Source organism: Streptococcus mitis, assembly GCF_003942995.1.
Lineage (GTDB): Bacteria > Bacillota > Bacilli > Lactobacillales > Streptococcaceae > Streptococcus > Streptococcus mitis_CV.
In genome coordinates this window covers 1-24,374 of the sequence record NZ_RJOH01000023.1, presented here as the reverse complement: position 1 = coordinate 24,374, position 24,374 = coordinate 1, and the positions used below count along the sequence as shown (strand labels likewise).

Annotated in this window: 23 protein-coding genes and 4 tRNA genes; 9 read left to right on the top strand and 18 right to left on the bottom strand. The window is 35.1% G+C overall.

Annotated features, from left to right (window positions below):
• Positions 1-274 precede the first annotated feature (274 nt).
• The 17 genes from D8836_RS09935 to htrA all read right to left on the bottom strand — a co-directional run bounded on the left by D8836_RS09935 (position 275) and on the right by htrA (position 17,371).
• A tRNA-Glu gene (locus D8836_RS09935) sits at positions 275-346 on the bottom strand.
• A gap of 88 nt (positions 347-434) precedes the next feature.
• Positions 435-914, bottom strand: coding sequence for a fascin domain-containing protein (locus D8836_RS09930; protein WP_125393895.1), 480 nt, complete (start codon positions 912-914; stop codon positions 435-437).
• A 119-nt stretch (positions 915-1,033) separates the two neighbouring features.
• The gene (ftsH, locus tag D8836_RS09925; protein WP_125393894.1) at positions 1,034-2,992 is read right to left on the bottom strand and encodes an ATP-dependent zinc metalloprotease FtsH; all 1,959 of its coding nucleotides are present in this window, start codon (positions 2,990-2,992) and stop codon (positions 1,034-1,036) included.
• Positions 2,993-3,007: 15 nt separating this feature from the next.
• Complete coding sequence (gene hpt, locus D8836_RS09920) at positions 3,008-3,550, bottom strand: hypoxanthine phosphoribosyltransferase (protein ID WP_000892170.1); 543 nt, start codon at positions 3,548-3,550, stop codon at positions 3,008-3,010.
• A 4-nt stretch (positions 3,551-3,554) separates the two neighbouring features.
• Complete coding sequence (gene tilS / locus D8836_RS09915) at positions 3,555-4,832, bottom strand: tRNA lysidine(34) synthetase TilS (protein ID WP_125393893.1); 1,278 nt, start codon at positions 4,830-4,832, stop codon at positions 3,555-3,557.
• Positions 4,829-6,097, bottom strand: coding sequence for a serine hydrolase (locus D8836_RS09910; RefSeq protein WP_125393892.1), 1,269 nt, complete (start codon positions 6,095-6,097; stop codon positions 4,829-4,831). The genes tilS and D8836_RS09910 overlap by 4 nt, the downstream gene beginning before the upstream one ends.
• Entirely contained in the window at positions 6,090-6,212 is a 123-nt protein-coding gene (locus D8836_RS11485) for an SP_0009 family protein (protein WP_020902316.1), read from the bottom strand. Before D8836_RS11485 ends, D8836_RS09910 begins: the two co-directional genes overlap by 8 nt.
• 4 nt (positions 6,213-6,216) lie before the next feature.
• Positions 6,217-6,585 (bottom strand): septum formation initiator family protein, encoded by a 369-nt coding sequence (locus D8836_RS09905; RefSeq protein WP_125393891.1) that lies wholly within the window; start codon positions 6,583-6,585, stop codon positions 6,217-6,219.
• Positions 6,578-6,844, bottom strand: coding sequence for an RNA-binding S4 domain-containing protein (locus tag D8836_RS09900; RefSeq protein WP_001234978.1), 267 nt, complete (start codon positions 6,842-6,844; stop codon positions 6,578-6,580). The genes D8836_RS09905 and D8836_RS09900 overlap by 8 nt, the downstream gene beginning before the upstream one ends.
• A 57-nt stretch (positions 6,845-6,901) precedes the next feature.
• Positions 6,902-10,405 (bottom strand): transcription-repair coupling factor, encoded by a 3,504-nt coding sequence (gene mfd / locus D8836_RS09895; protein ID WP_125393890.1) that lies wholly within the window; start codon positions 10,403-10,405, stop codon positions 6,902-6,904.
• A complete protein-coding gene (pth, locus tag D8836_RS09890) occupies positions 10,406-10,975 on the bottom strand; it encodes an aminoacyl-tRNA hydrolase (protein ID WP_125393889.1) in 570 nt (189 codons plus the stop codon).
• Positions 10,976-11,045: 70 nt separating this feature from the next.
• Entirely contained in the window at positions 11,046-12,161 is a 1,116-nt protein-coding gene (ychF, locus tag D8836_RS09885) for a redox-regulated ATPase YchF (RefSeq protein ID WP_125393888.1), read from the bottom strand.
• Positions 12,162-12,245: 84 nt separating this feature from the next.
• A complete protein-coding gene (locus tag D8836_RS09880) occupies positions 12,246-12,440 on the bottom strand; it encodes a DUF951 domain-containing protein (protein WP_050391320.1) in 195 nt (64 codons plus the stop codon).
• A 64-nt stretch (positions 12,441-12,504) separates the two neighbouring features.
• Positions 12,505-13,641: a DNA polymerase III subunit beta gene (dnaN, locus tag D8836_RS09875; protein WP_125393887.1), complete on the bottom strand. Its 1,137-nt coding sequence runs from the start codon at positions 13,639-13,641 to the stop codon at positions 12,505-12,507.
• Positions 13,642-13,799: 158 nt separating this feature from the next.
• Positions 13,800-15,161, bottom strand: a complete 1,362-nt coding sequence (dnaA, locus tag D8836_RS09870; protein ID WP_084930550.1) for a chromosomal replication initiator protein DnaA — start codon at positions 15,159-15,161, stop codon at positions 13,800-13,802.
• A gap of 212 nt (positions 15,162-15,373) precedes the next feature.
• A complete protein-coding gene (locus D8836_RS09865) occupies positions 15,374-16,132 on the bottom strand; it encodes a ParB/RepB/Spo0J family partition protein (RefSeq protein ID WP_125393886.1) in 759 nt (252 codons plus the stop codon).
• Positions 16,133-16,189: 57 nt separating this feature from the next.
• A complete protein-coding gene (gene htrA, locus D8836_RS09860) occupies positions 16,190-17,371 on the bottom strand; it encodes a serine protease HtrA (RefSeq protein ID WP_125393885.1) in 1,182 nt (393 codons plus the stop codon).
• Positions 17,372-17,554: 183 nt separating this feature from the next.
• Here htrA and rlmH point away from each other — a divergent pair, with 183 nt between their 5' ends.
• From rlmH to D8836_RS09825, 7 genes are all read left to right on the top strand, one after another.
• Positions 17,555-18,034 carry a 23S rRNA (pseudouridine(1915)-N(3))-methyltransferase RlmH gene (gene rlmH, locus D8836_RS09855; RefSeq protein ID WP_049500445.1) on the top strand — a complete coding sequence of 160 codons (480 nt, stop codon included), beginning with the start codon at positions 17,555-17,557 and terminating at the stop codon, positions 18,032-18,034.
• A gap of 43 nt (positions 18,035-18,077) precedes the next feature.
• Positions 18,078-18,151: transfer RNA gene (locus tag D8836_RS09850), tRNA-Arg, on the top strand.
• 165 nt (positions 18,152-18,316) lie between these two features.
• Positions 18,317-18,442, top strand: coding sequence for a competence-stimulating peptide ComC (comC, locus tag D8836_RS09845; RefSeq protein WP_049535516.1), 126 nt, complete (start codon positions 18,317-18,319; stop codon positions 18,440-18,442).
• Between the two features lie 20 nt (positions 18,443-18,462).
• The gene (gene comD, locus D8836_RS09840; RefSeq protein WP_125393884.1) at positions 18,463-19,788 is read left to right on the top strand and encodes a competence system sensor histidine kinase ComD; all 1,326 of its coding nucleotides are present in this window, start codon (positions 18,463-18,465) and stop codon (positions 19,786-19,788) included.
• Positions 19,785-20,537 (top strand): competence system response regulator transcription factor ComE, encoded by a 753-nt coding sequence (gene comE, locus D8836_RS09835; protein ID WP_000866074.1) that lies wholly within the window; start codon positions 19,785-19,787, stop codon positions 20,535-20,537. The genes comD and comE overlap by 4 nt, the downstream gene beginning before the upstream one ends.
• Positions 20,538-20,588: 51 nt before the next feature.
• A tRNA-Glu gene (locus D8836_RS09830) sits at positions 20,589-20,660 on the top strand.
• A 5-nt stretch (positions 20,661-20,665) separates the two neighbouring features.
• Positions 20,666-20,739: transfer RNA gene (locus D8836_RS09825), tRNA-Asn, on the top strand.
• Positions 20,740-20,779: 40 nt separating this feature from the next.
• Here D8836_RS09825 and D8836_RS09820 read toward each other — a convergent pair.
• Positions 20,780-21,322 carry a TetR/AcrR family transcriptional regulator gene (locus D8836_RS09820; protein ID WP_001158275.1) on the bottom strand — a complete coding sequence of 181 codons (543 nt, stop codon included), beginning with the start codon at positions 21,320-21,322 and terminating at the stop codon, positions 20,780-20,782.
• Positions 21,323-21,449: 127 nt separating this feature from the next.
• On the opposite strand from D8836_RS09820, the gene D8836_RS09815 reads away from it, so the two are divergent.
• A complete protein-coding gene (locus tag D8836_RS09815) occupies positions 21,450-24,092 on the top strand; it encodes a YhgE/Pip domain-containing protein (RefSeq protein ID WP_125393883.1) in 2,643 nt (880 codons plus the stop codon).
• A 183-nt stretch (positions 24,093-24,275) separates the two neighbouring features.
• A partial coding sequence (locus tag D8836_RS09810; RefSeq protein ID WP_185761614.1) for a transposase occupies positions 24,276-24,374 on the top strand: 99 nt, incomplete at its 3' end.

Sequence of the window (24,374 nt, the reverse complement as noted above, 5' to 3'; positions counted from 1 at the left end):
TCGTCCTGAGCCAGGATCAAACTCTCATTAAAAGTTTGAGTTCTCACTCATTTCTGTCACTGACAGATTTATTGTTTTTTTCATTGTTCAGTACTACAACCTTAGTTGTAGTGCCCTGCACATTGGTTCGTCTTGTTCAGTTTTCAAAGGTCTTTGTCACTCGCTTCTCTCAAGCGACAACTATATTAGTATATCACAGCTGCTTTTTCTTGTCAACACTTTTTTGAAACTTTTTTAACTTTTTTTCATCAAGTGTTCCAACCACAACATACTATAGTCCGTACGGGATTCGAACCCGTGTTACCGCCGTGAAAAGGCGGTGTCTTAACCCCTTGACCAACGGACCAGAGTTGTTTTCAACTCTTACTATTATACAGGCTTTTCTAACTTTGTCAACTACTTTTTTATCTTTTTATGTTTTTTTGTATGACTTCCTATTGAGTACGGATATCAAACTCTTTAAACACAATACGTAAGTCTCTTAGGACTCTTTGACGACCTCGGAAGCGTTCATTTCTTAAGACGCGTTCTAACTCTTCTTGTTTGTCTTTACTTTGTTTGCTTCTATAATCTCTTAGTGTCTCATGAAAGAGATAATAATCATCTAGACACAGACCTCCCTCACTGATACGATGACTAAGCTCACCTACTTCTTCATAGGGTTCTTTATCATATCTTCGTTTTTGACTTTCTTGCTTACGGATATAGTCTAGAATTCGATTCCGGAACTTAGTCTTAAAATATCTCCTTAAACGAGGAATATCTTCTATTATTCCTTCTTCTCTACTAATCAATTCATGTAAGCAAATCATCCCCTCTTGGTCCCAATCAGATAACTCCCATAAATGCAAGTAATATTCATTTCTACACTTATATACAATCCCTTGGACTTTTTCATACAATTCTTTAAGCATTATGTTCCCCTTTCTAGATACAGTTTAACAAATAAAAAAGCTAATTCGGTTCTTTTCTCCGTTCTGTTCCCTACACCGTCTCAACTGCACAAAAAAGAGAGGACACGCCTCTCTTGGGGTTATTTTTCGTCATTCATTTTTGACTTTACTTCATCATAAGATAGTGCATGAGATTCCTCTTCTACTGTTTCAGGCATCTTTCCTGTTTCATAAAGAGATTTAATTTGTGTACTATCCAATGTTTCGTATTTCAATAGTGCTTCTGCAATCAACTTGTGAGTTTCACGATTTGACTGAATAATTTCAGCAGCTTTATTTCGTGCCTCATTCAATAATGAACGAATCTCTTCGTCAATTTCATAAGCTGTTTGTTCTGAAATTGATTTTTGAGGGCTTTGTGCACCAAACATAGCATGATTTCCTTCATATTGAACTGGACCAAGTTTTTCACTCATACCGTACTCTGTAACCATTGCACGCGCCATTTGTGTCGCCTGTTCAAAGTCGTTTGAAGCTCCTGTAGTTTGGACATTAAAGATAATTTCTTCGGCTACACGTCCACCCATTAAGCCAGCCAATTGCTCTTTCATATCTTCTTTAGATAGAAGCATTTGATCTTCCTTAGGAAGTGCAATCATGTAACCACCTGCACGACCTCTTGGTACAATTGTAACCTTATGAACAACACGGGCATTCGATAAGACTAGGCCAACAATGGTATGTCCAGCCTCATGGTAGGCAACCAATTCACGTTCTTTTTGTGAAACTGTCTTATCTTTCTTAGAAGGACCAGCAATAACTCTATCTTCTGCTTCATCAATATCTGAAGCATCAATTATCGATTTATTGCGACGAGCAGCAACTAGAGCCGCTTCATTCAATACATTCTCTAAATCAGCACCAACAAAACCTGGGGTTTGTTGAGCCACTAATTTCAAATCAACATCTTCTGCTAAAGGCTTGTTCTTAGCGTGAACTTTCAAGATTGCTTCGCGGCCCTTAACATCAGGACGACCAACCAATACTTTTCTATCAAAACGACCTGGACGCAGAAGGGCAGGATCAAGTACATCTGAACGGTTTGTAGCAGCGATGACGATAATTCCTTCATTTCCCTCAAAACCATCCATCTCAATCAAGAGTTGGTTCAAGGTTTGTTCACGTTCGTCATTACCTCCGCCGAGACCAACTCCACGTTGACGGCCAACAGCATCAATTTCATCAATAAAGATGATAGCTGGTGCTGCTTTTTTGGCATCTTCAAAAAGAGAACGAACACGACTAGCTCCAACTCCGACAAACATTTCTACAAAGTCAGAACCTGAGATACTAAAGAATGGAACACCTGCTTCTCCGGCGACTGCCTTAGCAAGCAAAGTTTTACCTGTTCCCGGAGGTCCCTCCAAAAGAACACCTGCTGGAATACGGGCTCCAAGTTTTGTAAATCGTTTTGGATCTTTTAAGAATTCAACAACTTCAACTAGTTCTTGTTTTTCTTCCTCAGCTCCAGCAACATCTGAAAATCTTACTTTAATATCTTCTTTATTTGCAGCTTTAGCCTTACTACGTCCAAAACTCATTGGGTTACGGCTATTATTTCCTCCCATATTTCCCATCATAGAGAATAGGAAGAAGAATAGAATACCGAATGGCACAATGAATACAAGAATATTAATCCACATACCACTTGAACTTTCATGCTTAACAGTTACTTCTGCTTTATGGTCAGAAGCAAGTTTTTGCAATTCTGATACTGTAGTATCTGAAGGAAGAATAATACTTGAAAATTTCTCTACTGTTGTAGCAGAAGGAGAAAAGAACTGAATACCTGTTTCTTCTTTACTTGTTTTAGGATTTTTATAGACACCCGAAACTTCGATAACACTGCCATTTGGTTGGTAAGTCAATTCTTTTACATTGTCATCGGTAATTTCTTTTACCAATTCTGTATAATTAATTTGCTCACTTTTCCCTGCAACACTACCTGTACTAAAATACTGGTAAGCTGTGACTAGGAAAAAAATAAGTAATAACCATAGAAAAGGATTTTTAATTAAACCATTATTTTGTTTTTTCATTAAAAATTGTTCTTTCTAATTTGAATATACTTCTTCTTTCAATACTCCAACATAAGGAAGGTTACGATAGTTTTCTTTGTAGTCTAAACCATAACCTACTACAAACTCATTTGGAATAGTAAAGCAGGTATAGTCTGCCTCAATTTCTACAACACGCCCCTCTGGTTTATCCAACAAGGTTGCAATGTTAACAGAAGCTGCTTCTCTTTCAATAAACATATCTCGCAAATTCTTCAAAGTTTGTCCTGTATCAATGATATCCTCTACAAATAGAACATGTCTTCCTTTGATATCTTGAGTCACATCTTGCTTGATATTGATGACACCACTACTTGCTGTTCCACCATGGTAGCTAGAAACCATCATGAAGTCCATTTCAATATGTGTGTCGATATGTTTAACCAATTCAGCCATAAAAGGGATAGATCCTTTTAAAATCCCAATTAAAATCGGATTTTTTCCTGCATAGTCTTTAGTTAGTTGGGCACCTAATTTTTTAGCAGCTTCTGTAATTTCATCGTGTGAAACAAGGATTTTTTTAATATCGTTTTCTAACATTTTTTTACCTATCTATTTTTTCTATATAAAGTACAGTGTTCATTATATCATTTTTCGTGTTTTTACTCAAATTACTGGTTGCAATTCCCAAAATTGAGACAATTTCACCAAATTGCTCAATAATCAGAGCTGATTTTCGCTTTTCCATAGGGATTTTCAAATCAATAAATAGACGTCTGAGTTTTTTTCTATGCCCATTTTGAATCAAAAAATCTCTTGGTTTTCGATGACGAATGTGTATGGATGTTTCGCGTGAAACAGGTATTTGTTGAATTGATTCACCTTCTAATGGAATTCCAAAGGAAAATAAATAACCTTGGTAAGATACCTGATTTTGATAGTGTAACACAAGTTCATCTTCCTTTTCATCAGACTGAGGACTGATTTTACAAATCCGAAACTGTTGATACTCTTTTACTAATTCATAACCATTTTTAAGCGGATGACGATACTGGCTTTTTGTTTTTAAAATTTTTCTAACTTCTTCAAACTGAGCTTTTGTGAGATTCAAATCTGGAAAACGATTCAGATAAGTTTGAAGTAAAACTCTTTGTGTCGACTCAGAGTAAGATAATAGCTGATCTAAATTTTCTACATCAATATTCTTTGATAATTCAGCTATTGCCAAATCATAATCTAAAATTTCATTGCCGATGCTTAAGATTGCATCTCTAAATCTAGGATTTTCTTTTTCTAATTCTGGTAAATAAGAGTTTCGAATACGATTGCGAAAATAATAATTTTCCTTATTTGATGTATCTTCAAAGTGAAAAATTGGTGGAAAGTCTTTTTTCTGAAAATGCAAGAAGGGACGAATGATTTCTATCTCTCCGACTACTTGCTTCTCCTTAATTCCTGATAGATAGCGCAAGCGAGTTCCTCGAATCAAGCGCATCAAAATCGTTTCCACCTGGTCATCTGCATGGTGGGCAGTGACTAAGGCTGTCACACCTGTCTTTTTCATGACCTCTTGAAAAAAATCATAGCGAAAATTTCGTGCACGCGCTTCTGAAAATTCTCCTGAAAAATTGCTGACATAAATAGGAAGTCCAGCTTCAACAGCTAACTTCCTTAATTCCTTTTCTTCCCAATCTGATTCAATTCTCTGCTTATGATTAACATGAGCTAAGATTAGTTCAATTTCTAACTCTTTTTGATAAGTAGACAATACTTTAAATAGAAACATAGAATCTAATCCACCAGAAATAGCTAGCACCACCTTAGCATGCTTTTTGAAATATCCCTTCTTGAGAAAATGATTTAAAAAATCTTGTTCCCTCATTTTAGAACCTCATAAACATCCTTGGCTATCTTAGAAATCGTATCATAATCAGAATTTTTAGTGAAAATAGAAAGAATAAATGGAGAATCTGCATAGACAACACCAGTATCATGCTTAAATTCATCCGCATCTCCAATTTTATGAGCTACTTTAACAGAAACACCTTTGGCAATTCTCTCATTATCAAAATCTGTTTTAGTCAAAGACTCTAGCACAAATCCATTTTGATTATAAATAGCTTCCATGGCCTTCCCAGCCATCTTAGAAGAAATCAATTTTTCTTTTGAATCCCAATCATCTCCCATAATAGCAGACATCTTGGATTTAAATGTAGCATCAGATTGATTTGAAATGTAATATCCCAATAGATTATGAGCTACATTATCAGATTCTTTTGATACTTTCGTAATTAAATCCTTTAGAGAATACTCTTTATTATCCTCTTTTTTAGGAAGGCTACCACTTCCCTCTGGTTTATAAGAACCTGGAAAATCATTGACTGCAGATACGTATTTTATAGTCGTTTCTAACTGATAAAGACCCTCATTTATTTTTTCTTGCGTATAATAAAGATAAGGGAGTTTCAAAACACTAGCTGCATACATCTTTTCATCTTGATTGATACCAGCTTCTTTTCCAGTAGTCAGTTGCTTAACATAAATAGAAAATGAATCCTTCTGATATTTTTCCGATAACATTTCTTGGACTTTACTCATCCGATTATCTTCTTCAGAAGTTGATTCTTTAGCTACCCATCCAGTCTGATCAATATGTAGAAATTCTCTTCCTTCTACAAACATGGTCTTATCGATTGATACCTGAGAATAAGCTGATAAGGATGATTTCACTTCTTTTAAGTCATAAGGACTATTGTACAGTTTAAAATCAAATTCTAACCATACTTTTTTTATTGTTGGAGTTATCTCTGATTGATCATATAAAAATCGTTTGTCCGCAGCTATAAATTGATGATTTGATAGCTTAAATACCGGAATTCCTTGTTTATTTAAGCGCCACTCGGTTATTTGAAAACTTGTTTGGGGAGTCAATTTTCCAGATTCCACTACTAAATCTTCATTCGCATAAACAGGAACCTCTCCATAAACCATGGGAGAACTTAATTTTTCTCTAAAATAAATACCAAAGTTAGATTGTGAAAGGTAATAAATTTCTTTCGAAGTATAGACTACTTCTTTTTCTGTGCTAACGACTTTTGAAATGGTCAAAAAACTCGGTAACAACAAAATAATTAAGAATTTACGCATTCTTCCTTTCCTTTTCTTCTTGTAAACGCAATAGTTGATTTTTATCAGACAACTCTTCCAGCTTTTCATCCGATAGACTCAAAAATTGCTCTATTACATCTAATAAATTTTCCATTTTATCACCTTGGGAGCAAGTCAGGAATCGTATAAACAGCTTCCCGATTCTTAGAATAATAATATTTTGCACGCATGTATTTAGCAGCGTAATCTTCATCTTTCAACTTTGTAGCAAAAGCTGTCTCTTTCTCCTTTTCCTCACTCAAGATTTGATACTGAGTTTGTAAGTCTGATAACTGTTGACGTCTTTGGAGTAATTGGTGATAACTTTGAGCAAGATTATAAGTTGGTAAAATGAATAATAAAATCATCAAAATGAGAATCCAACCCATGAAACGATTACATTTTTGTCGTTCCTTCATAAGATAGCGACGACGTTGGTGTTCATTTTGAATAAAAGAATTATTCAATTGTACGATATTTTTAGACATTTTCTTCTACCCGTGTTTCACTGATAATTTCATACATGCCTGCTGCATCTTCTTTTTTTGTACTATCTTTCATCTCTAGTACTTTGACAAGTAGCAACTTATTGCCAAAGCGAATTTCAACTTGATCATTAACTTTCAAATCCGTTGAACTTTTGGCCAAGATTCCATTTACCTTGATTCTGCCTTTATCTGCTACTTCTTTTGCGACTGTACGACGCTTGATAATTCTTGATACTTTTAAATATTTGTCTAGTCTCATTTTTATTACCTCAAATTATTATTGTACCATTTTTATCCCTTTTATAGAAGAAAAATGTTAAATGGAAATTGCTTCCTTTGATTCTTTTATCTCTAATAAACTTTCTCCAAAAATGAGCAGATCTTCTAAAATTTCATAGTCCTTCTTGTTTCGGATATCAAATACAACTTCCATTAATCCCTTATTCTCAGCTATGGCTGCTTTTAGGTTTGTTGCGGATAAAGCTTTAAAATAATCTTGAGCCAAAAACAATCGCTGAGTGACTTTTTCAAATTGTACTGTAATCTTATTATCTTTTCTTTCAACACGTTGAACAAAGACCTTGTCAAGATAAGACTTAACCAAACTAATCTCTAAAAGATAGGCTACCACGTCTGGGTACTCTCCAAAGCGGTCCATCAACTCTTCTTGTAACTCTTCATAGTTGGCACGGTTGTCAATTTGACGAATTTTCTTGTAAATTTCAATCTTATGTCGTTGATCAGAAATATAGGTATCAGGAAGATAGGCATCAATTTGTAAAATCAACTCAGCATTCCCTTTGGTTCTTGTGTTCCCATTACCATGTCGTTTAGCAATAGCTTCCTCCAATAACTGCGAATACAATTCAAAACCAACAGAATCAATGAAACCAGACTGGGATTTTCCTAAAAGATTTCCTGCTCCACGAATCGAAAGATCTCGCATTGCAATCTTAAATCCAGAACCCAATTCTGTAAATCCTTTAATCGCTTCTAATCTCTTCTCGGAGACTTCACTGATTGATTTTTCTGGACGATACATGAGATAGGCATAAGCAATACGATTACTACGACCGACTCTTCCTCTTAACTGATACAAGGTTGACAAGCCCATATGATCCGCATTTTCAATAAATAAAGTATTGGCATTTGGAATGTCCACCCCTGTCTCAATAATGGTAGTTGTCACCAAAATATCATACTGACCTTCAATGAAATCCAGTAGAGTATTTTCTAACTGAATCTCACTCATTTGCCCATGAACATACCCAATCGAAGCCTCTGGAATCAACTCCTGTAATTCGGAAACCTTCTGGTCAATCGTGTCAACTTTATTGTAAAGATAGTAAACTTGACCTCCACGCTCCATTTCACGCAAGACAGCATCACGAATCACATTATCATTCTTTTCTAAAACATAGGTTTGCACTGGATAACGATTAGTCGGCGGAGTTTCAATAACAGACAAATCTCTGATTCCCAGCATAGACATGTGAAGGGTACGAGGAATTGGCGTTGCTGTCAAGGTCAGGACATCTACTTGTTTTTTCAGTTCTTTCAAGGTTTCCTTATGCTTGACACCAAATCGCTGTTCCTCATCAATAATCATTAAGCCCAAATCAGCAAACACAACATCTTTTGACAAAATACGATGTGTTCCAATCAAAATATCAACTTGACCCTTTTTCAATTTTTCAAGTGTTTCAGTCTGCTCTTTTTTACTTCTAAAGCGACTCAACACATCAATATTAACTGCAAAATTTTGGAATCGTTCCTTAAAATTCGTATAGTGCTGTTGCGCTAAAACCGTCGTTGGAACTAGAACGACAACCTGTTTGTGATCATTGACTGCCTTAAAGGCTGCACGCATAGCAACTTCAGTCTTTCCAAAACCAACATCCCCAACTAAAAGTCGATCCATTGGCTGAGAAGCCTGCATATCTCTCTTGATTTCCTCAACACTACGAAGTTGATCATCCGTTTCAATATAAGGGAAAGCATCATCAAAAGCATGTTGATCCTCATCATCAGCTGAGAAAGCAAAACCCTTCAACTGGCTGCGTTCAGAATAAAGTTTAATTAAATCGTCAGCTATATCCTCTACCTGGTTCTTAGCTTTTTGCTTTGCTTTTTTGAAATGACCATCATTTAATTTATTGAGTTTAGGTGCTTTACCGTCACTTGAAACGTATTTGGAAAGTAGATGAATCTGTTCCACTGGGATAGAGATTTGATCCCCGTTTTGGTATTGAACACTAACATAATCACGGTGAATCCCTTTGATTTCAATTGTTTCAATCCCTAGATATTGACCAATTCCATGGATATGGTGAACAACGTAATCTCCTTTTTCAAGTTCATTGTAATCTTTTAATCTCTCTGCGTTTGAAACATGTTGTCTTCGAAAACGACGTTTCAATTTCTTTTGAAAAATCTCATGTTCAGTTATCACCAGAATTTTTTCATCTACAAAATGAAAACCATGTCTGAGATTGCCCTCGATTAAGTTTACAGATTCTTTACAGATACTTGACTTATCTCTGGAATCCAATTTAATCTGGTATTCCTCTAAAACATCCTCCAATGTTTTACTTCCCATTGAATTGCTAGACTGCAGGATAATAGTATAATCCATTTTTTTGTATCTCTCAATTTCTTCTTTTAGAAAAGAAAATTGATTGAAAAACTCCTGCATAGGATATTGATTAAATTGATAAATTTTGTCAAACTTGAGATTTCCTAACCCCTTTTGCAGATTAGAGAACAAGGTAACCGGACTCTGTTTTTTATAGATTTGCTCTGTATCAGCAAAATACTGCATCTCAGAAAATGCTTTACTGTTCTGTAACTCTTCTGTAAAGTATTGTGCTAACTCCCTTTCAAAGACTTCATACTGATTCATCAATTTCTGATAATCATCAAAGAATATTGGGGTAACTTTTTCAATATAGTCAAAAACAGTCCATGTCTTGTCATAACACAAAGATAAAAATTTCCGTGAATCAGAATGAATTTGTTTTTGGTGAAAACTTGAAAGAATTTCTTCTAAGTATGATTTTAAAATAGGTGATAACGTTTTTGAAATTTGTTTTTCTAAAGCTGACTGTCCTCGTTGATAATCCTTTTCTCTCAAAAGTATGTCGCTAGCTGGAAAGATTGTAAGTTCTGTCTGATTTTCTTTCGATAATTGTGTTTCGACTTCAAATGACCTAATACCATCGACTTCGTCACCAAAAAACTCAATTCGGTAAGGTTCTAACTGGGATATTTCAAAAATATCTAAAATATCTCCTCGCAGACTAAATTCGCCCTGAGTTTGTACTTGAGTAACTTTTCGATAGCCATTTTCCTTTAACTGATGGATAAACGCGTGTTGATCATATTCTTCACCAACTGCAATTTTTATAATGCTTTCTTTAAATCCAGTCGGAGAGGGTAAAATCAATCGACTTGCTGCGATATTACAAACTAAAATCCCTTTCTTAGATGAATCAGTCAAAAAACGCAAGGCTTCAACCCGTGAAATGATTTTTTCTTGTGAAGACATCAAAAACTCGACCATAGGGGAGTCATCTACCAAAAATGGATAGACAAGTTCCTCACCCAAGACAGATATAAGATCACTAACAAGTCCTTCTGCTTCTCCATAAGTTGACGTCAACAACACAATCTTATCTTCCTGTCTCAAACTACTAGCAATTGCTAAAGCTTTTGTAGAAGTTGACAAGCCTAACATTAATTGTCTTTTCTTATCTGTCAGATTTTGATGCCATTTTTTTATCTGATCATTTTCTGAGAATAAATCTAATAAGGTCACCATTTATCCGTTATACCTCTGCATCGTTTTCTCAAAGTTTTTCTCTTGTAAATAGTAATTTACAGAATCGTCAACCTTGTCAATAGACTGTAAAATACCGATATAATCATCTTTGTCAAAGGTACTCAAAACATGGTGAACAACTGACATGCCATTTTTAGGTCTTCCGATTCCAATCTTAACACGGTTAAAGACCTGAGTTCCGATATGTTGAATAATAGACTTGATACCATTGTGACCACCTGCTGAGCCTTTTGCTCTTAAACGAATCTTTCCAACTTCCATGTCAAGATCATCGTAAATGATGAGTAAATCTTCAATATCCAAACCATAGTAAGTCAATAAAGCATGAACTGCTTTTCCACTTTCATTCATAAAGGTCGTTGGTTTAACAAGATAAATTTTTTCTCCATTGAAGAAAAAAGATGCTAGATCAGCTTGAAATATCTTATCGTGTGTAAAAGTAACATTCTGTTTCTTCGCTAGTTGATCAATCAACATAAAACCAACATTGTGTTTGGTTTCAAAATATTTATCTCCTGGATTTCCCAAGCCTACAAATAATTTGGTCATTTATTTTCCTTTCAAAAGCCAAAAGGGTTGGAATTTTTTCCAACCTAATTGACACTATTTATTAAATTTCTTATACATTAAAGCGGAATTCCATGATATCGCCATCTTGAACGATATATTCTTTTCCTTCTTCACGCAAGCGTCCAGCTTCTTTTACAGCCTTTTCAGATCCGTATTTCACTAGATCCTCATATGACATGGTTACTGCACGAATAAAGCCTTTTTCAAAGTCTGAGTGAATAATACCAGCTGCTTGAGGAGCCTTCATACCACGTTTGAAGGTCCAAGCGCGAACTTCTTTTTCACCAGCTGTGAAGTAAGTTCCCAATCCAAGCAAATGGTAAGCTGCACGAGTCAACTTGTCAACGCCTGATTCTGTCAACCCAAGTGCTTCAAGAAACTCTTGCTTATCTTCATCGTCTAACTCAGAAATTTCTTCCTCAGCACGCGCAGAAATAACGACTACTTCAGCATTTTCTGTCGCTGCGAATTCACGAATTTGTTTAACATAGTCGATAGAGTCAGGTTCTGAAACCACATCCTCGTCCACATTAGCAACATAGAGTACTGGTTTAGTCGTCAAAAGGAAGAGACCTTTGACAACCTTTTGTTCTTCATCTGTAAATTCAATAGTTCGAGCTGATTTTCCATCTTCAAGGACTGGTTTAATCTTTTGAAGAACATTGAATTCTGCTACTGATTCTTTATCTTTTTGCGTACGTGCCATCTTTTCTACACGCGCATAACGCTTATTGACTGATTCTAAGTCAGCAAGAATCAACTCTAGGTTAATAGTATCAATATCTGCCAGTGGATCCACAAAAGCATCTTCACGTCCTTGCTCGCGCATGACATTTTCATCATCAAAAGCACGAACTACATGAACAATCGCATCTACTTCACGGATATTAGCCAAGAATTTATTCCCTAGCCCTTCTCCTTTTGAAGCTCCTTTTACAATTCCTGCGATATCTGTAAATTCAAATGTTGTTGGAACTGTCTTTTTAGGAGTAATCATTTCAGTCAATTTTTGTAGACGTTCATCTGGAACTTCCACCGTTCCAACGTTTGGGTCAATAGTCGCAAATGGGTAGTTAGCTGCCTCTGCTCCTGCTTTTGTAATTGCATTAAATAGTGTTGATTTACCAACGTTTGGCAAACCAACGATACCTGCTGTTAAAGCCATATTTTCTCATTCTCCGTTTTCATTTCAATCCCTAATATTATAACACAAAAAGGGAAAACTTGCTAACCCTCTAACTAAGGGTTCTCAATCAATAATTTTATTCATTTTTCGATCAAAATCATAGCGCCCCATCATGACAACATGGTCACAATTGCTACATTTGATTTTTATGTCTGCTCCTACACGTATAATTTCCCAACGATTAGCTTTTTTTCCTGTTGACTTGATTGTGCAAGCATGTGGTTTTTTCATTTCAACAAAATTTCCAACTTGATACATACTACTCTCCTTTTCTTTTTCGATTATATCATAAAAGAGGCGAGCTAGGCTCAACCTCTTTCACTTAATTTGTACGAACTGGTGTAATGAGCTGCATGAAGTCCTCATCAGTGTCTGCTGGCACAAGAGTAAATGGACGAACGGCTGAGATAAAGCTAATGGTCACCTTTTCGCTATTTAAAGCCTTAAGGGAATCAATCAAATAAGTTGGATTGAAACTAATTGTCAAATCTTCACCAGTAACTTGATCAGTATCGATTTCTTCGTTTACTTTACCAACTTCTGGAGAGTGAACATGAGCGCTAACAACCCCATCTTTTATTTCAAGTTTTACAGTACCATTTTGAGTAGCACTTGATAAAAGACGAGCACGTTCCATTGACTGACGTAAGTTTACAACATCAAAAGTAATAGTAGTGTTAAAGTCTGTCGGAATCAAGCGATCTGTATCAGGATAGTTTCCTTCTAACAAACGTGTGTAGAAGCTAATATTTTCGCTTCTAAAGAGGATTTGATTGTTAGCAAAGAAAATCTCTACAGTTTCGATATCATCTGTAAATACCGCTGAAAATTCGCGTAGAGAACGGCTAGGAATCACGACATCAAAATCATCACTATTTTTCTCAAGCGTTAATTTTTTCTGGCTTAGGCGATGAGAGTCTGTTGCAACTGTTTTTAGCTCCTTATGTTGACTCAATACAAAATGAACACCAGTTAAAATTGGACGACTCTCTTGTGTACTTGCAGCAAAAGCTGTTTCATTGATAATTTTCTTGAGTAATTTTGTTTCAAGAACCAAAGGAGTACTAACTGAAATTTCTTGGATTCGTGGATATTGTTCACTATCTTTTCCTTTTAGGGTAATTTCTGATTTGCCGCTGGTTAAAACAATTTGATTTTGTTCAATTTCTTTAAAATCAAGAGTCACATCAGGTAGACTAGATACCACATTGATAAAGAAAGAAGCTTCAAGAAGGATTGAACCTAAAGAAGTAATTAATAAACCAGCATCTTCATTTTTTTGAGAAATAAAATTTTCAATTGAAATTTGACCATTTGAACCAATTAAAGTAACACCTTCATTAGTCACGTCAATTTTTACTGTTGATAAAATAGGAATGGCATTTTTAGAACTAATAGCTCTCTTAGTAGTATTTAAGGCTTGTAGAAATAAATTTTTATTAATTGAAAAATGAATCATGGATTCTCCTTTATTTATTTTTAGTATTAGAAGGATAATAGTAATAATAGAGTCTGTGAAATCTGTGGAAAACAGACTTTAAACAAGTCATATCAAGTTTTTTGGCTTGTTTAAAAAATGTGGATAAAAAAGATAATAAAGTAAAAGTTATCCACAACTTATTTAATTTTCTTTTTGATGGATTCAATTTCTAAACGTAAATTATCGTCTTCATCAATCAAAGATTTAATTTTAGCATGAGCATGAATGACTGTTGTGTGATCTTTTCCACCAAATTCCTTCCCAATTTTTGGAAGACTATTATCTGTTAGTTCTCTAGATAGATACATGGCTACTTGACGGGCTAACACAATATTTTGAAGGCGTCTGCTTCCCTTCATTTCTTTGACGCTGACACCATAAAAGTTACCAACTTCATTTTGGATTTTATCAATTGGGATGACGAGCATTTGGTTAACATCTTGTTTACGTGCTCGAATAGCCTCGGCAGCGATATCGATTGTGATATCCTTAATCTTCTTCACTCGGGCAATTAAAGTGATGTCGTTGATTGCTCCTTCAAGTTCTCGGACGTTTGAATCAAATTGGCCAGCTAGGTATTCTAGGGTATCACTTTGGAAATGGTAGTCTAAATGCTCTGTTTTGCTTTGTAAAATGGCAATACGTGTCTCAAAGTCAGGTGGTGTGATGTTTTGCGTCAATCCCCAGCTAAAGCGCGTGACAAGTCTTTCTTCAAGTCCCTCTAAGTGTTTAGGACTACGATCACTAGTCAGAACAATTTGTTTTTGATTGCTATGGAGAACATTGAAAGTATTGAAAAATTCTTCTTGAGTTGCAACTTTTTTTCCACTCAGCGATTGGATATCATCAATTAACAAGAGATCAAGGCTACGGTAAGTTTTTTTGAATTTTTCCATTTCCCCCAGTCTCAGGTGTTCAAGAAAGTCGTTGATAAAGCTTTCAGCAGGGATGTACTTCACACGCGCATCAGGAATATTTTTCAAAATCTCATTCCCAATTGCATTGAGTAAGTGAGTCTTACCAAGGCCAGGTCCTCCATAGATAAAAAGAGGATTATAGGTCAAGGCTAAATCTTCAGAAACAGCCAAAGCGGCTGATACTGCCCAAACATTCCCATCCCCTTGGATAAAATTATCAAAGGTATACTTTTCTTTTAATCCAGTATCCGAATAAGGAATAGATGCTAACTTTGGACTATAGTCATAAAGAGTTGAATTGGTAGCTTCTTCAACTTGTGAGACAGCCGTATCTTGAGGTTTGGTGAAAATATAGTGGGGAGTTATCTCAGCATCATAAATTTCAAAACCAGCTACCACAATAATATCTTTTAGTTGTTTTTCCCAGACCATTTCCATTTCAGATCGTGGTAAAAATATAGTGGCAACATTTTCCTCTACCTTAATGAGTTCAGCTTGAATAGCATAGAAATCATACATGGATCGAGTTAGTCTTTCTTGTGCAAATTCTAATATACGATTCCAAAATTGTTTTTCTTTCAATCCTTTCTCCTCCTTTACTATCTAAAAGTTTAATGCTAGACTTATTTTACCATAGATAGAAAGATTTTTCCACAAGCTGTGAAAAATAATCCACAATGTTATCAAGTTTTATCCACAGATTGGGGATAAAATCAGAAACTGTTGATTTATTAAGCTTTTTATTGGAAAAAATAGTGGATAACCTTGTGAGATAAGAAAATAAAAGAACAGCCTTATTTCAGGCTGTTGATAATTCTACTGTATTCTTCTTGATTTGAAAAAGAAATAATGATTTTTCCATTGTCTTTTTTAGACAATTTGATTTCTACATCTAATCCGAGTAGTTTTTTTAACTGTTCTTCTTCATTTTGTATGAAATAATCATTTTTTTTCTTTTTCTTTTGTTTTTTCTCTGTCAGAAGAGCTTCTAACTTCCTTACAGAAATGTCTTCATATATAATCCGTTGAAAGAAATAGTCTTGTTGTTCCTTATTCAAGCCAACTAGAGAACGTGCATGGGCTTGTGATAGTTTGCCATTTTCTACTTCTGAGATAATCTGTTCTGGTAAGGAAAGCAAGCGAATAGAGTTGCTGATATATGGACGAGACTTGCCCATTTTATCTGCAATTTCAGCATGGGTAAATCCTTTCTCTACAAGAGATTCATAGGCGCGTGCTTCTTCTATTGGATTTAAATTTTCTCTTTGTAAATTTTCAATGATGGACTGGACCATCATCTCTTGGTCTGAGAGCTGTTTAACAACAGCTGGGATAGACGTTAGACCAGCTAAAAGTGAAGCCCGATAGCGTCTCTCTCCTGCAAGGATTTCATAACCAATAACAGGAGATTGACGAACAATAATCGGTTGAATGACCCCATTTTCTTTGATAGACTGTGCTAGTTCATGTAGTTTTTCTCCATCAAATTCTTTTCGAGGTTGATAGGGATTTTTTTGTATATCCGTGATAGAAATCGTTTCAAATTTTTCCATGATTCTACACTAACACATCTTTTCTCTTATGTAAAGCTTTCTTTACATAGATGTCGATTAAGATTCTAAATCACCTGAACTCTTGTCAAGTTTAATAGATGTAGTTTCTTCTTTACCGTTACGATAGTAAGTTATCTTAATGGTGTCTCCGATAGAATGATTGTAAAGAGCACTTTGTAAGTCTGTTGATGAAGCAATCTCTTTGTCATCTACTTTTGTAATAACATCGTATTTTTCAAGGTGACCATTGGCGGGCATATTGCTTTGTACAGAACGAACAACTACACCAGATGTTACATTGCTTGGAATATTCAGTCTTCTAAGATCACTTGTATTAATATTTGAGAGATTGACCATTTGAATGCCCAAAGCTGGACGAATCACTTTTCCGTTCTTTTCCAACTGTTCAATAATATTGATAGCATCATTTGCAGGGATTGCGAAACCAAGGCCTTCTACAGATGTTCCTCCATTTGTGGCAATTTTACTTGAGGTAATTCCGATAACCTGTCCTTGAATATTGATTAGTGGGCCACCAGAGTTACCTGGGTTAATAGCAGTATCAGTTTGGATGGCTTTTGTAGAAATGGCTTGTCCATCTTCAGATTTTAAGGAGACATTGCGATTGAGGCTAGATACGATACCTTGAGTGACAGTATTAGCATATTCAGAACCTAATGGGCTACCAATAGCAATAGCAGTTTCTCCTACGGTTAACTGACTAGAATCACCAAATTCAGCTACTGTTGTCACTTTTTCTGAAGAGATTTTGACGACAGCAATATCAGAGAAAGTATCAGCTCCGACGATTTCTCCAGGTACTTTAGTTCCATCTGACAAACGAATATCTACTTTGCTGGCACCATTTATAACGTGATTGTTGGTGACGATGTAAGCTTCTTTATCATTCTTTTTATAAATAACCCCAGATCCTTCACTAGAGATTTGCTGAGAATCTGTGTCAGTATCATCATTACCAAATACGCTATTTTGTCTGTTTGCTGAATAAGTAATAACTGAAACAACAGCATCTTTTACTTTGTTAACAGCCTGTGTTGTTGAATTTTCATTCTTATAGGCAGTCTGTGTAATAGTACTATTGTTGTTAGAGGTACTTACAGTACTTTTTTGAGTTAGTTGGTTTATTGAAAAGCTACCCAAGGCTCCACTAATAAAGCTAATGACGATAACGATTAATAATTGAAACCATTTTTTGTAAAATGTTTTTAGATGTTTCATATTTGCCTCCATTTGTTTGAAATTACTGAAAGTATAAACTGACTAGCTTAATTATAACTTAAAAACAAAAGTTTTTCACAGATTGTGGATAACTTTAAAAAATCTGTGGTTTTCTCGGCTAAAATTAACCTTTTATTTTGTGAATAAGATGTGAAAAAATAGAGAATATGTTAGAATAGAGTCATGAAAATTAAAGTTGTAACAGTTGGGAAACTGAAAGAAAAGTATTTAAAAGATGGTATTGCAGAGTATTCAAAACGAATTTCTCGATTTGCTAAGCTTGAAATGATAGAGCTAGCAGATGAAAAAACACCAGATAAGGCCAGTGAATCAGAAAATCAAAAGATTTTAGAAATAGAAGGTCAGAGAATTTTATCAAAAGTTGGTGACCGTGATTTTGTTATTGTGTTAGCCATTGAAGGGAAAACTTTCTCCTCAGAAGAATTTAGTAAGCATTTAGAAGAAGCTTCTATAAAAGGATTTTCTACTCTTACTTTTATTATTGGAGGGAGTCTGGGATTAGCACAGGATGTAAAAAAGAGAGCCAATCTCTCTGTTAGTTTTGGTCGTTTAACCTTGCCCCATCAGTTAATGAGACTAGTCCTTGTTGAACAAATCTATCGGGCTTTTACAATACAGCAGGGCTCTCCCTATCATAAATAGAAAATTGACTTTTAATTGAATTTTTGGTAGAATAGTTGCATTAGGTCTCATAGCTCAGCTGGATAGAGCATTCGCCTTCTAAGCGAACGGTCGCAGGTTCGAATCCTGCTGGGATCAATATAGTAGCAAAGCTGGGAATTTTCCCGGCTTTTTTCTTAAAAAAGTACACTTGGGGATAAAAAAATGACAGTTGAGAGAATTTTATCTAAAACAAAATTCCATTTTGTATAATAGTTTTTGTAAGTTAGCTTACAAGAAAAAAACATTTTAGGAGATTTTATTATGAAAAACACAGTTAAATTGGAACAGTTTGTAGCCTTGAAGGAAAAAGACTTGCAAAAGATTAAAGGTGGGGAAAGTAGGGTTTCAGACATCCTCCTTGATTTTCTTTTCCGACGAAAAAAGTAATGAAATAAGGAGAAAGAGTAATGAATTTACTTGGATTTGGGACAGTTATTGTTCATTTTTTAATTATTAGTCACAGTTACCGTTTAATTTGTAAAGGTCAAATAAAAGCAAAGGAACTATACGTTTTTGGTGCTTATACATTACTAGTGGAAGCAGTACTTGAACTTACCTTCTATTTTCTATCTTTAGATGGGTTAGGAATTGTAACATTTTTATTTCCTTTGGGATTATATTCCTATTTTCGATGGATTAAACAGTATGAGAGGGATAGAGGACTATTTCTAAGTTTACTACTATCTCTTTTATATGAGAGCGCTCATAATTTTCTGTCCGTAACTTTCTCCTCTATAACAGGAGACAATTTTGTTTTACAATATTATTACCCATTCTTTTCCGTTGTAACGGTGTTGACCTATTTTGTTGTCTTAAAAATCATTCATTATTTCCATTTGGAACTAGCCTATTTTGACAAGGACTACCTCTATCCTTTCTTGAAAAAAGTATTTTTTGCCTTACTACTGCTCCATATTGTATCTTTCGTTTCTAATATGGTAAGTACGATTAAACATTTGAATAGTTTTGGAAGTATTTTATCATCTATTGTTTTTATCTCGTTACTTTTGACCTTCTTTGCAATGAATTCGCATAAAGTTCAAATGGAGAAAGAGATTGCTTTGAAGCAGAAGAAATTTGAACAGAAACATTTACAAAACTACACAGATGAAATTGTCGGTCTATATAATGAAATCCGTGGTTTTCGACATGATTATGCTGGGATGCTTGTCAGTATGCAGATGGCAATTGACAGTGGTGATTTACAGGAAATTGACAGAGTTTACAATGAAGTTTTGGTCAAAGCAAATCACAAACTGCGTTCAGATAAGTACACTTACTTTGATTTGAACAACATAGAAGATTCAGCTTTACGAAGTTTGGTTGCACAGTCAATTGTCTATGCTCGAAATAATGGTGTAGAGTTTACACTGGAAGTAAAAGATATAATTACTAGACTACCAATAGACTTGCTGGATTTAGTTCGTATTATGAGTGTTTTATTGAACAATGCTGTGGAAGGATCGGCTGATAGTTATAAAAAGCAGATGGAAGTAGCAGTTATTAAGATGGAAACTGAAACAGTGATTGTGATTCAGAATTCATGTAAAATGACGATGACTCCTTCAGGAGATCTATTTGCTTTAGGATTCTCTACTAAGGGAAGAAATCGAGGAGTAGGATTAAATAATGTGAAAGAACTACTAGATAAGTACAACAACATTATTTTAGAAACAGAGATGGAAGGCAGTACATTTAGACAAATCATTAGATTTAAGAGGGAATTTGAATGAAAGTTTTAATTTTAGAAGATGTTATTGAACATCAAGTGAGACTAGAGAGAATATTGGATGAAATTTCGAAAGAATCGAATATTCCAATATCATACAAGACAACAGGAAAAGTTCGTGAGTTCAAGGAATATATTGAAAACGACGAAGTAAACCAGCTTTATTTCCTAGATATCGATATTCATGGAATTGAGAAAAAGGGATTTGAAGTGGCTCAGCTCATTCGTCATTACAATCCTTACGCTATTATCGTCTTTATCACCAGTCGATCAGAGTTTGCAACTCTAACCTATAAATACCAGGTATCAGCCCTAGATTTTGTCGATAAGGATATTAATGATGAGTTATTTAAGAAGAGAATTGAGCAAAATATCTTCTACACGAAGAGTATGTTACTTGAAAATGAAGATGTGGTAGATTATTTTGACTACAATTACAAGGGAAATGATTTAAAAATTCCTTACCATGACATTCTGTATATTGAAACGACAGGAGTTTCTCATAAATTGCGCATTATTGGTAAGAATTTTGCAAAAGAATTTTATGGTACCATGACAGATATTCAGGAAAAGGACAAACATACTCAGCGATTTTATTCTCCTCATAAGTCATTTTTGGTAAATATAGGCAATATCAGAGAAATTGATCGAAAAAACCTAGAAATTGTTTTCTATGAAGACCATCGTTGTCCTATTTCAAGGTTAAAAATTAGAAAATTGAAAGATATTTTAGAGAAAAAATCTCAAAAGTGATTGACAATTAGTAAGAAATTGATATAATGGTTATATCTGCTACAGATAGAAGGTCCGTTGGTCAAGGGGTTAAGACACCGCCTTTTCACGGCGGTAACACGGGTTCGAATCCCGTACGGACTATTTTATCCGCCATAGCTCAGTTGGTAGTAGCGCATGACTGTTAATCATGATGTCGTAGGTTCGAGTCCTACTGGCGGAGTATAGATAAAAGGGAACACAGTGTTGTTCCCTTTTTTGCATCAATTCGTATCACCAAGCATCTTCATGAGGAAGTCTGTTATTTCTTGAGGACTTTCTTTTTTTCCATGTGCAATCCAAGTTTGGCAGACACCAAAAAGTGCGTGAGTTAGATAGATGCTACTGTATTCTAATTCAGTGGTATTGAGATTCAGTTGCATAAATCGCTTTTGTAAATCTGTGCTGAGCATGATATGAAGTTTATTTCGTAAGAAATTTTGGATTTCTTTAGTCCCATTTTCAGAAAGAAGAGCAGCCAGAAGTGGTTCTGACTCTAGATATTCAAATACTTCTAAAATAGCATCTCTTTTGTGATGAGCATGTTTTTGAAAAATATATTCAAATGTATGAAATAGCTTGCTTTGATAGTGCTCAATCATATCATACTTATCCTTATAGTGAGTATAGAAGCTGGAACGACTAATTCCGGCTTTTTCTGCTAACTTGACAGTAGAAATTTGATCAAATGGCTGTTCCATGAGTAATTGTACCATAGCATTTTCAATAGTTCGCTTTGTTTTTAAGCGTTTGTTACTTTCTTGCATATTTCCTCCTTGTAAACAAATTAGACTATATGTCTAAAAATTGATTTTTTATCTTGTAATTTAGATTTTTTATTGTATAATCTATTATATCAAAATTTTAGACAATATGTTTAAAAAAGGAGAAACTATGTTTAAAGAATGGAAAGCAATTTTTAAAAAACCAACCTTTATTATTGTCATGATAGGTATTTCTCTTATTCCCGCTCTGTACAATATCATATTTTTGTCATCAATGTGGGATCCATATGGTCAATTGTCTGACTTACCTGTGGCAGTTGTCAATAATGATAAAGAGGTTTCCTATAATGGTAATAGCATGTCTATAGGAAAAGACATGGTGTCCAATTTAAAAGAAAATAAAACCTTGGATTTTCATTTTGTAGATGAAGAAGAAGGTAAGAAGGGTCTAGAAAACGGTGATTATTATATGGTAGTCACTTTGCCAAGTGACTTGTCTGAAAAAGCAGCTTCTATTTTAACGGATCACCCAGAGCAAATGCAAATCGATTATCAGACTTCAAGTGGCCATAGTTTTATTGCCAGCAAGATGAGTGATTCTGCAATGACACAATTGAAGCAGAATGTTTCTACAAATGTAACTGAGACCTATACTAAAGCCTTATTCAACAAAATGGTCGATTTAAAGGATGGTATGAGTCAAGCAGCTTCAGGCAGTGAAAAATTAACTGATGGAGCAAATCAGTTAGTTGCAGGAAGTCAAACATTAACTACTAACCTACACTCTTTAGCCGATTCAAGTTTAACATTTTCAAATGGAACGGAGCAGTTTACTAAAGGATTATCCTCTTATGTCTCTGGTGTTGAACAACTTCATCTTGGATTAGGGAATTTTAATAGTGGTTTAGTTACATATATTGGTGCAGTGAGTCAATTAGATAGCGGATTAGGTCAATTATCTTCTAAAAGTCCTGAATTAGTAAGAGGAATCAATCAGTTATATACTGGTGTAGAATCCTATACTGGCGGTGTTTCTCAGCTTAATGCTGGTCTTAATCAATTTTCATCTGGTGTTAGTGCCTACACCAATGGAGTGGGAAGTCTTGCAACAGGTGCTAATCAGTTATCTAATCAATCAGCTACATTTCGAATGGGTATGGAGCAATTAAGTGAAGGGATTCAACAACTTTCTAGCAAGTTAGATGCTTCGTCTGAGCAAAAAGATCAAATTAATCAATTATCTTCTGGTTTGAATCAGTTAAATCAAGCTATTCAAAATATTGATGTTGGAGATACAAAACAATTAGATTCTGTTTTATCAAGTATAGTATCTCTTTCTAATCAAATGTTAGCAAGTGCTCAGTCTGATAAAGCGACTACATTAGCTAATATTCAATCGACAGCAGCTTATCAATCATTGACAAGTGAGCAACAAGCTGAGATAAGCGCTTCTGTATCTCAAAATTCGACTGATAGTACTCAATCGGCTCAGTCAATTGTAACTTTAGTACAAGGTTTACAGGGAAGTTTAGAAAACTTACAAAATCAATCTTCTAATCTTTCGATTTTAAAAAATCAAGCTAATCAAGTATTACCGCTTGCTTCTACTTCTTTGACAGGATTGTCAAGTGGATTAACAGAGATACAAGGAGCAGTGACGAGTAAATTAGTTCCTGCTAGTCAGTCGATTACATCGGGGGTAAATGCATATACTGCAGGTGTTGATAAAGTTTCTCAAGGCGCAAGTCAACTAAGTGAAAAGAATTCCACCTTGACAGGTAGTTTGAACCAATTAGTTTCAGGCTCAACTACCTTGACACAAAAATCTTCTAACTTGACAGCAGGAGTTGGTCAATTAGTTGAAAAAACTCCAGAATTAGTGTCTGGTATTGAAAAATTATCAACTGGCTCTAACCAATTGAATCAAAAGAGTCAAGAATTGATAGCAGGAGTTGATAAATTGCAGTCAGGCTCTAGCCAACTAGCTGACAAATCCAGTCAGTTAATTTCAGGTGCTTCTCAATTAGAAAGTGGAGCTAATAAATTGGCAGATGGAGCTGGGAAACTAGCAGAAGGTGGAACAAAGTTAACTTCTGGATTGGAAGGTTTACAGACAGGAGTTGCTTCTTTAGGACAAGGACTAAGTAATGCTAGTGATCAACTCAAATCAGCATCTACGGAATCTCAAAATGCAGAGATTTTGTCAAATCCACTCAATCTTTCAAAAACAGACAATGATCAAGTTCCTGTAAATGGAATTACAATGGCTCCTTATATGATATCAGTTGCTCTTTTTGTTGCAGCAATATCAACGAATATGATCTTTGCGAAGTTGCCTTCAGGACGTCATCCGGAGAGCCGTTGGGCTTGGTTGAAATCTCGAGCTGAAATAAATGGTATTATAGCTGTTTTAGCAGGAATTTTGGTATATGGAGGAGTTCATCTTATTGGTTTAACTGCAAATCATGAGATGAGAACATTTATTCTCATTATCCTAACAAGTTTAGTATTCATGTCCATGGTGACTGCTTTAACAACATGGAATAGCCGTATAGGAGCTTTCTTTTCTCTTATTTTGCTTTTATTACAGTTAGCATCAAGTGCAGGTACTTACCCACTTGCTTTGACAAATGATTTCTTTAGAGCCATCAATCCTTGGTTACCAATGAGTTATTCAGTTTCGGGATTACGACAAACAATCTCTATGACAGGAAATATTCATCATCAAGTCATTTTCCTTGTTGTGATATTAGCCCTATTTATTGGTTTAGGTATGCTAGTCTATCAACCTAAGAAAATGGAAGAATATTAAAAAAATCGACTAACTGGTCGATTTTTTTATGTCTTATGTGACTATTAGTCCGTCTCGCTCCGTTAGGTGCGAGACAAAACAACCACCCGCTATGCGGGTGCGCGTCGAAGGTTATACCAAAAAAACTCCGAACGCGATACAATAAAGGTGTTCAAGCCAATTGTAAAGCGAAAGGAGAAAAATATGGCACAAAAGGCTCATAGTTTATCGCACACAAAGTGGCACTGTAAGTATCACATTGTGTTCACCCCTAAGTATAGACGAAAAGTCATCTATAATCAA

Bases quoted from the DNA above. Each gene is read 5' to 3' on its own strand.
- D8836_RS09930 (WP_125393895.1), bottom strand. From the start codon at position 914: ATGCTTAAAGAATTGTATGAAAAAGTCCAAGGGATTGTATATAAGTGT.
- ftsH (WP_125393894.1), bottom strand. From the start codon at position 2,992: ATGAAAAAACAAAATAATGGTTTAATTAAAAATCCTTTTCTATGGTTA.
- hpt (WP_000892170.1), bottom strand. From the start codon at position 3,550: ATGTTAGAAAACGATATTAAAAAAATCCTTGTTTCACACGATGAAATT.
- tilS (WP_125393893.1), bottom strand. From the start codon at position 4,832: ATGAGGGAACAAGATTTTTTAAATCATTTTCTCAAGAAGGGATATTTC.
- D8836_RS09910 (WP_125393892.1), bottom strand. From the start codon at position 6,097: ATGCGTAAATTCTTAATTATTTTGTTGTTACCGAGTTTTTTGACCATT.
- D8836_RS11485 (WP_020902316.1), bottom strand. From the start codon at position 6,212: ATGGAAAATTTATTAGATGTAATAGAGCAATTTTTGAGTCTATCGGAT.
- D8836_RS09905 (WP_125393891.1), bottom strand. From the start codon at position 6,585: ATGTCTAAAAATATCGTACAATTGAATAATTCTTTTATTCAAAATGAA.
- D8836_RS09900 (WP_001234978.1), bottom strand. From the start codon at position 6,844: ATGAGACTAGACAAATATTTAAAAGTATCAAGAATTATCAAGCGTCGT.
- mfd (WP_125393890.1), bottom strand. From the start codon at position 10,405: ATGGTGACCTTATTAGATTTATTCTCAGAAAATGATCAGATAAAAAAA.
- pth (WP_125393889.1), bottom strand. From the start codon at position 10,975: ATGACCAAATTATTTGTAGGCTTGGGAAATCCAGGAGATAAATATTTT.
- ychF (WP_125393888.1), bottom strand. From the start codon at position 12,161: ATGGCTTTAACAGCAGGTATCGTTGGTTTGCCAAACGTTGGTAAATCA.
- D8836_RS09880 (WP_050391320.1), bottom strand. From the start codon at position 12,440: ATGTATCAAGTTGGAAATTTTGTTGAAATGAAAAAACCACATGCTTGC.
- dnaN (WP_125393887.1), bottom strand. From the start codon at position 13,641: ATGATTCATTTTTCAATTAATAAAAATTTATTTCTACAAGCCTTAAAT.
- D8836_RS09865 (WP_125393886.1), bottom strand. From the start codon at position 16,132: ATGGAAAAATTTGAAACGATTTCTATCACGGATATACAAAAAAATCCC.
- htrA (WP_125393885.1), bottom strand. From the start codon at position 17,371: ATGAAACATCTAAAAACATTTTACAAAAAATGGTTTCAATTATTAATC.
- rlmH (WP_049500445.1), top strand. From the start codon at position 17,555: ATGAAAATTAAAGTTGTAACAGTTGGGAAACTGAAAGAAAAGTATTTA.
- comC (WP_049535516.1), top strand. From the start codon at position 18,317: ATGAAAAACACAGTTAAATTGGAACAGTTTGTAGCCTTGAAGGAAAAA.
- comD (WP_125393884.1), top strand. From the start codon at position 18,463: ATGAATTTACTTGGATTTGGGACAGTTATTGTTCATTTTTTAATTATT.
- comE (WP_000866074.1), top strand. From the start codon at position 19,785: ATGAAAGTTTTAATTTTAGAAGATGTTATTGAACATCAAGTGAGACTA.
- D8836_RS09820 (WP_001158275.1), bottom strand. From the start codon at position 21,322: ATGCAAGAAAGTAACAAACGCTTAAAAACAAAGCGAACTATTGAAAAT.
- D8836_RS09815 (WP_125393883.1), top strand. From the start codon at position 21,450: ATGTTTAAAGAATGGAAAGCAATTTTTAAAAAACCAACCTTTATTATT.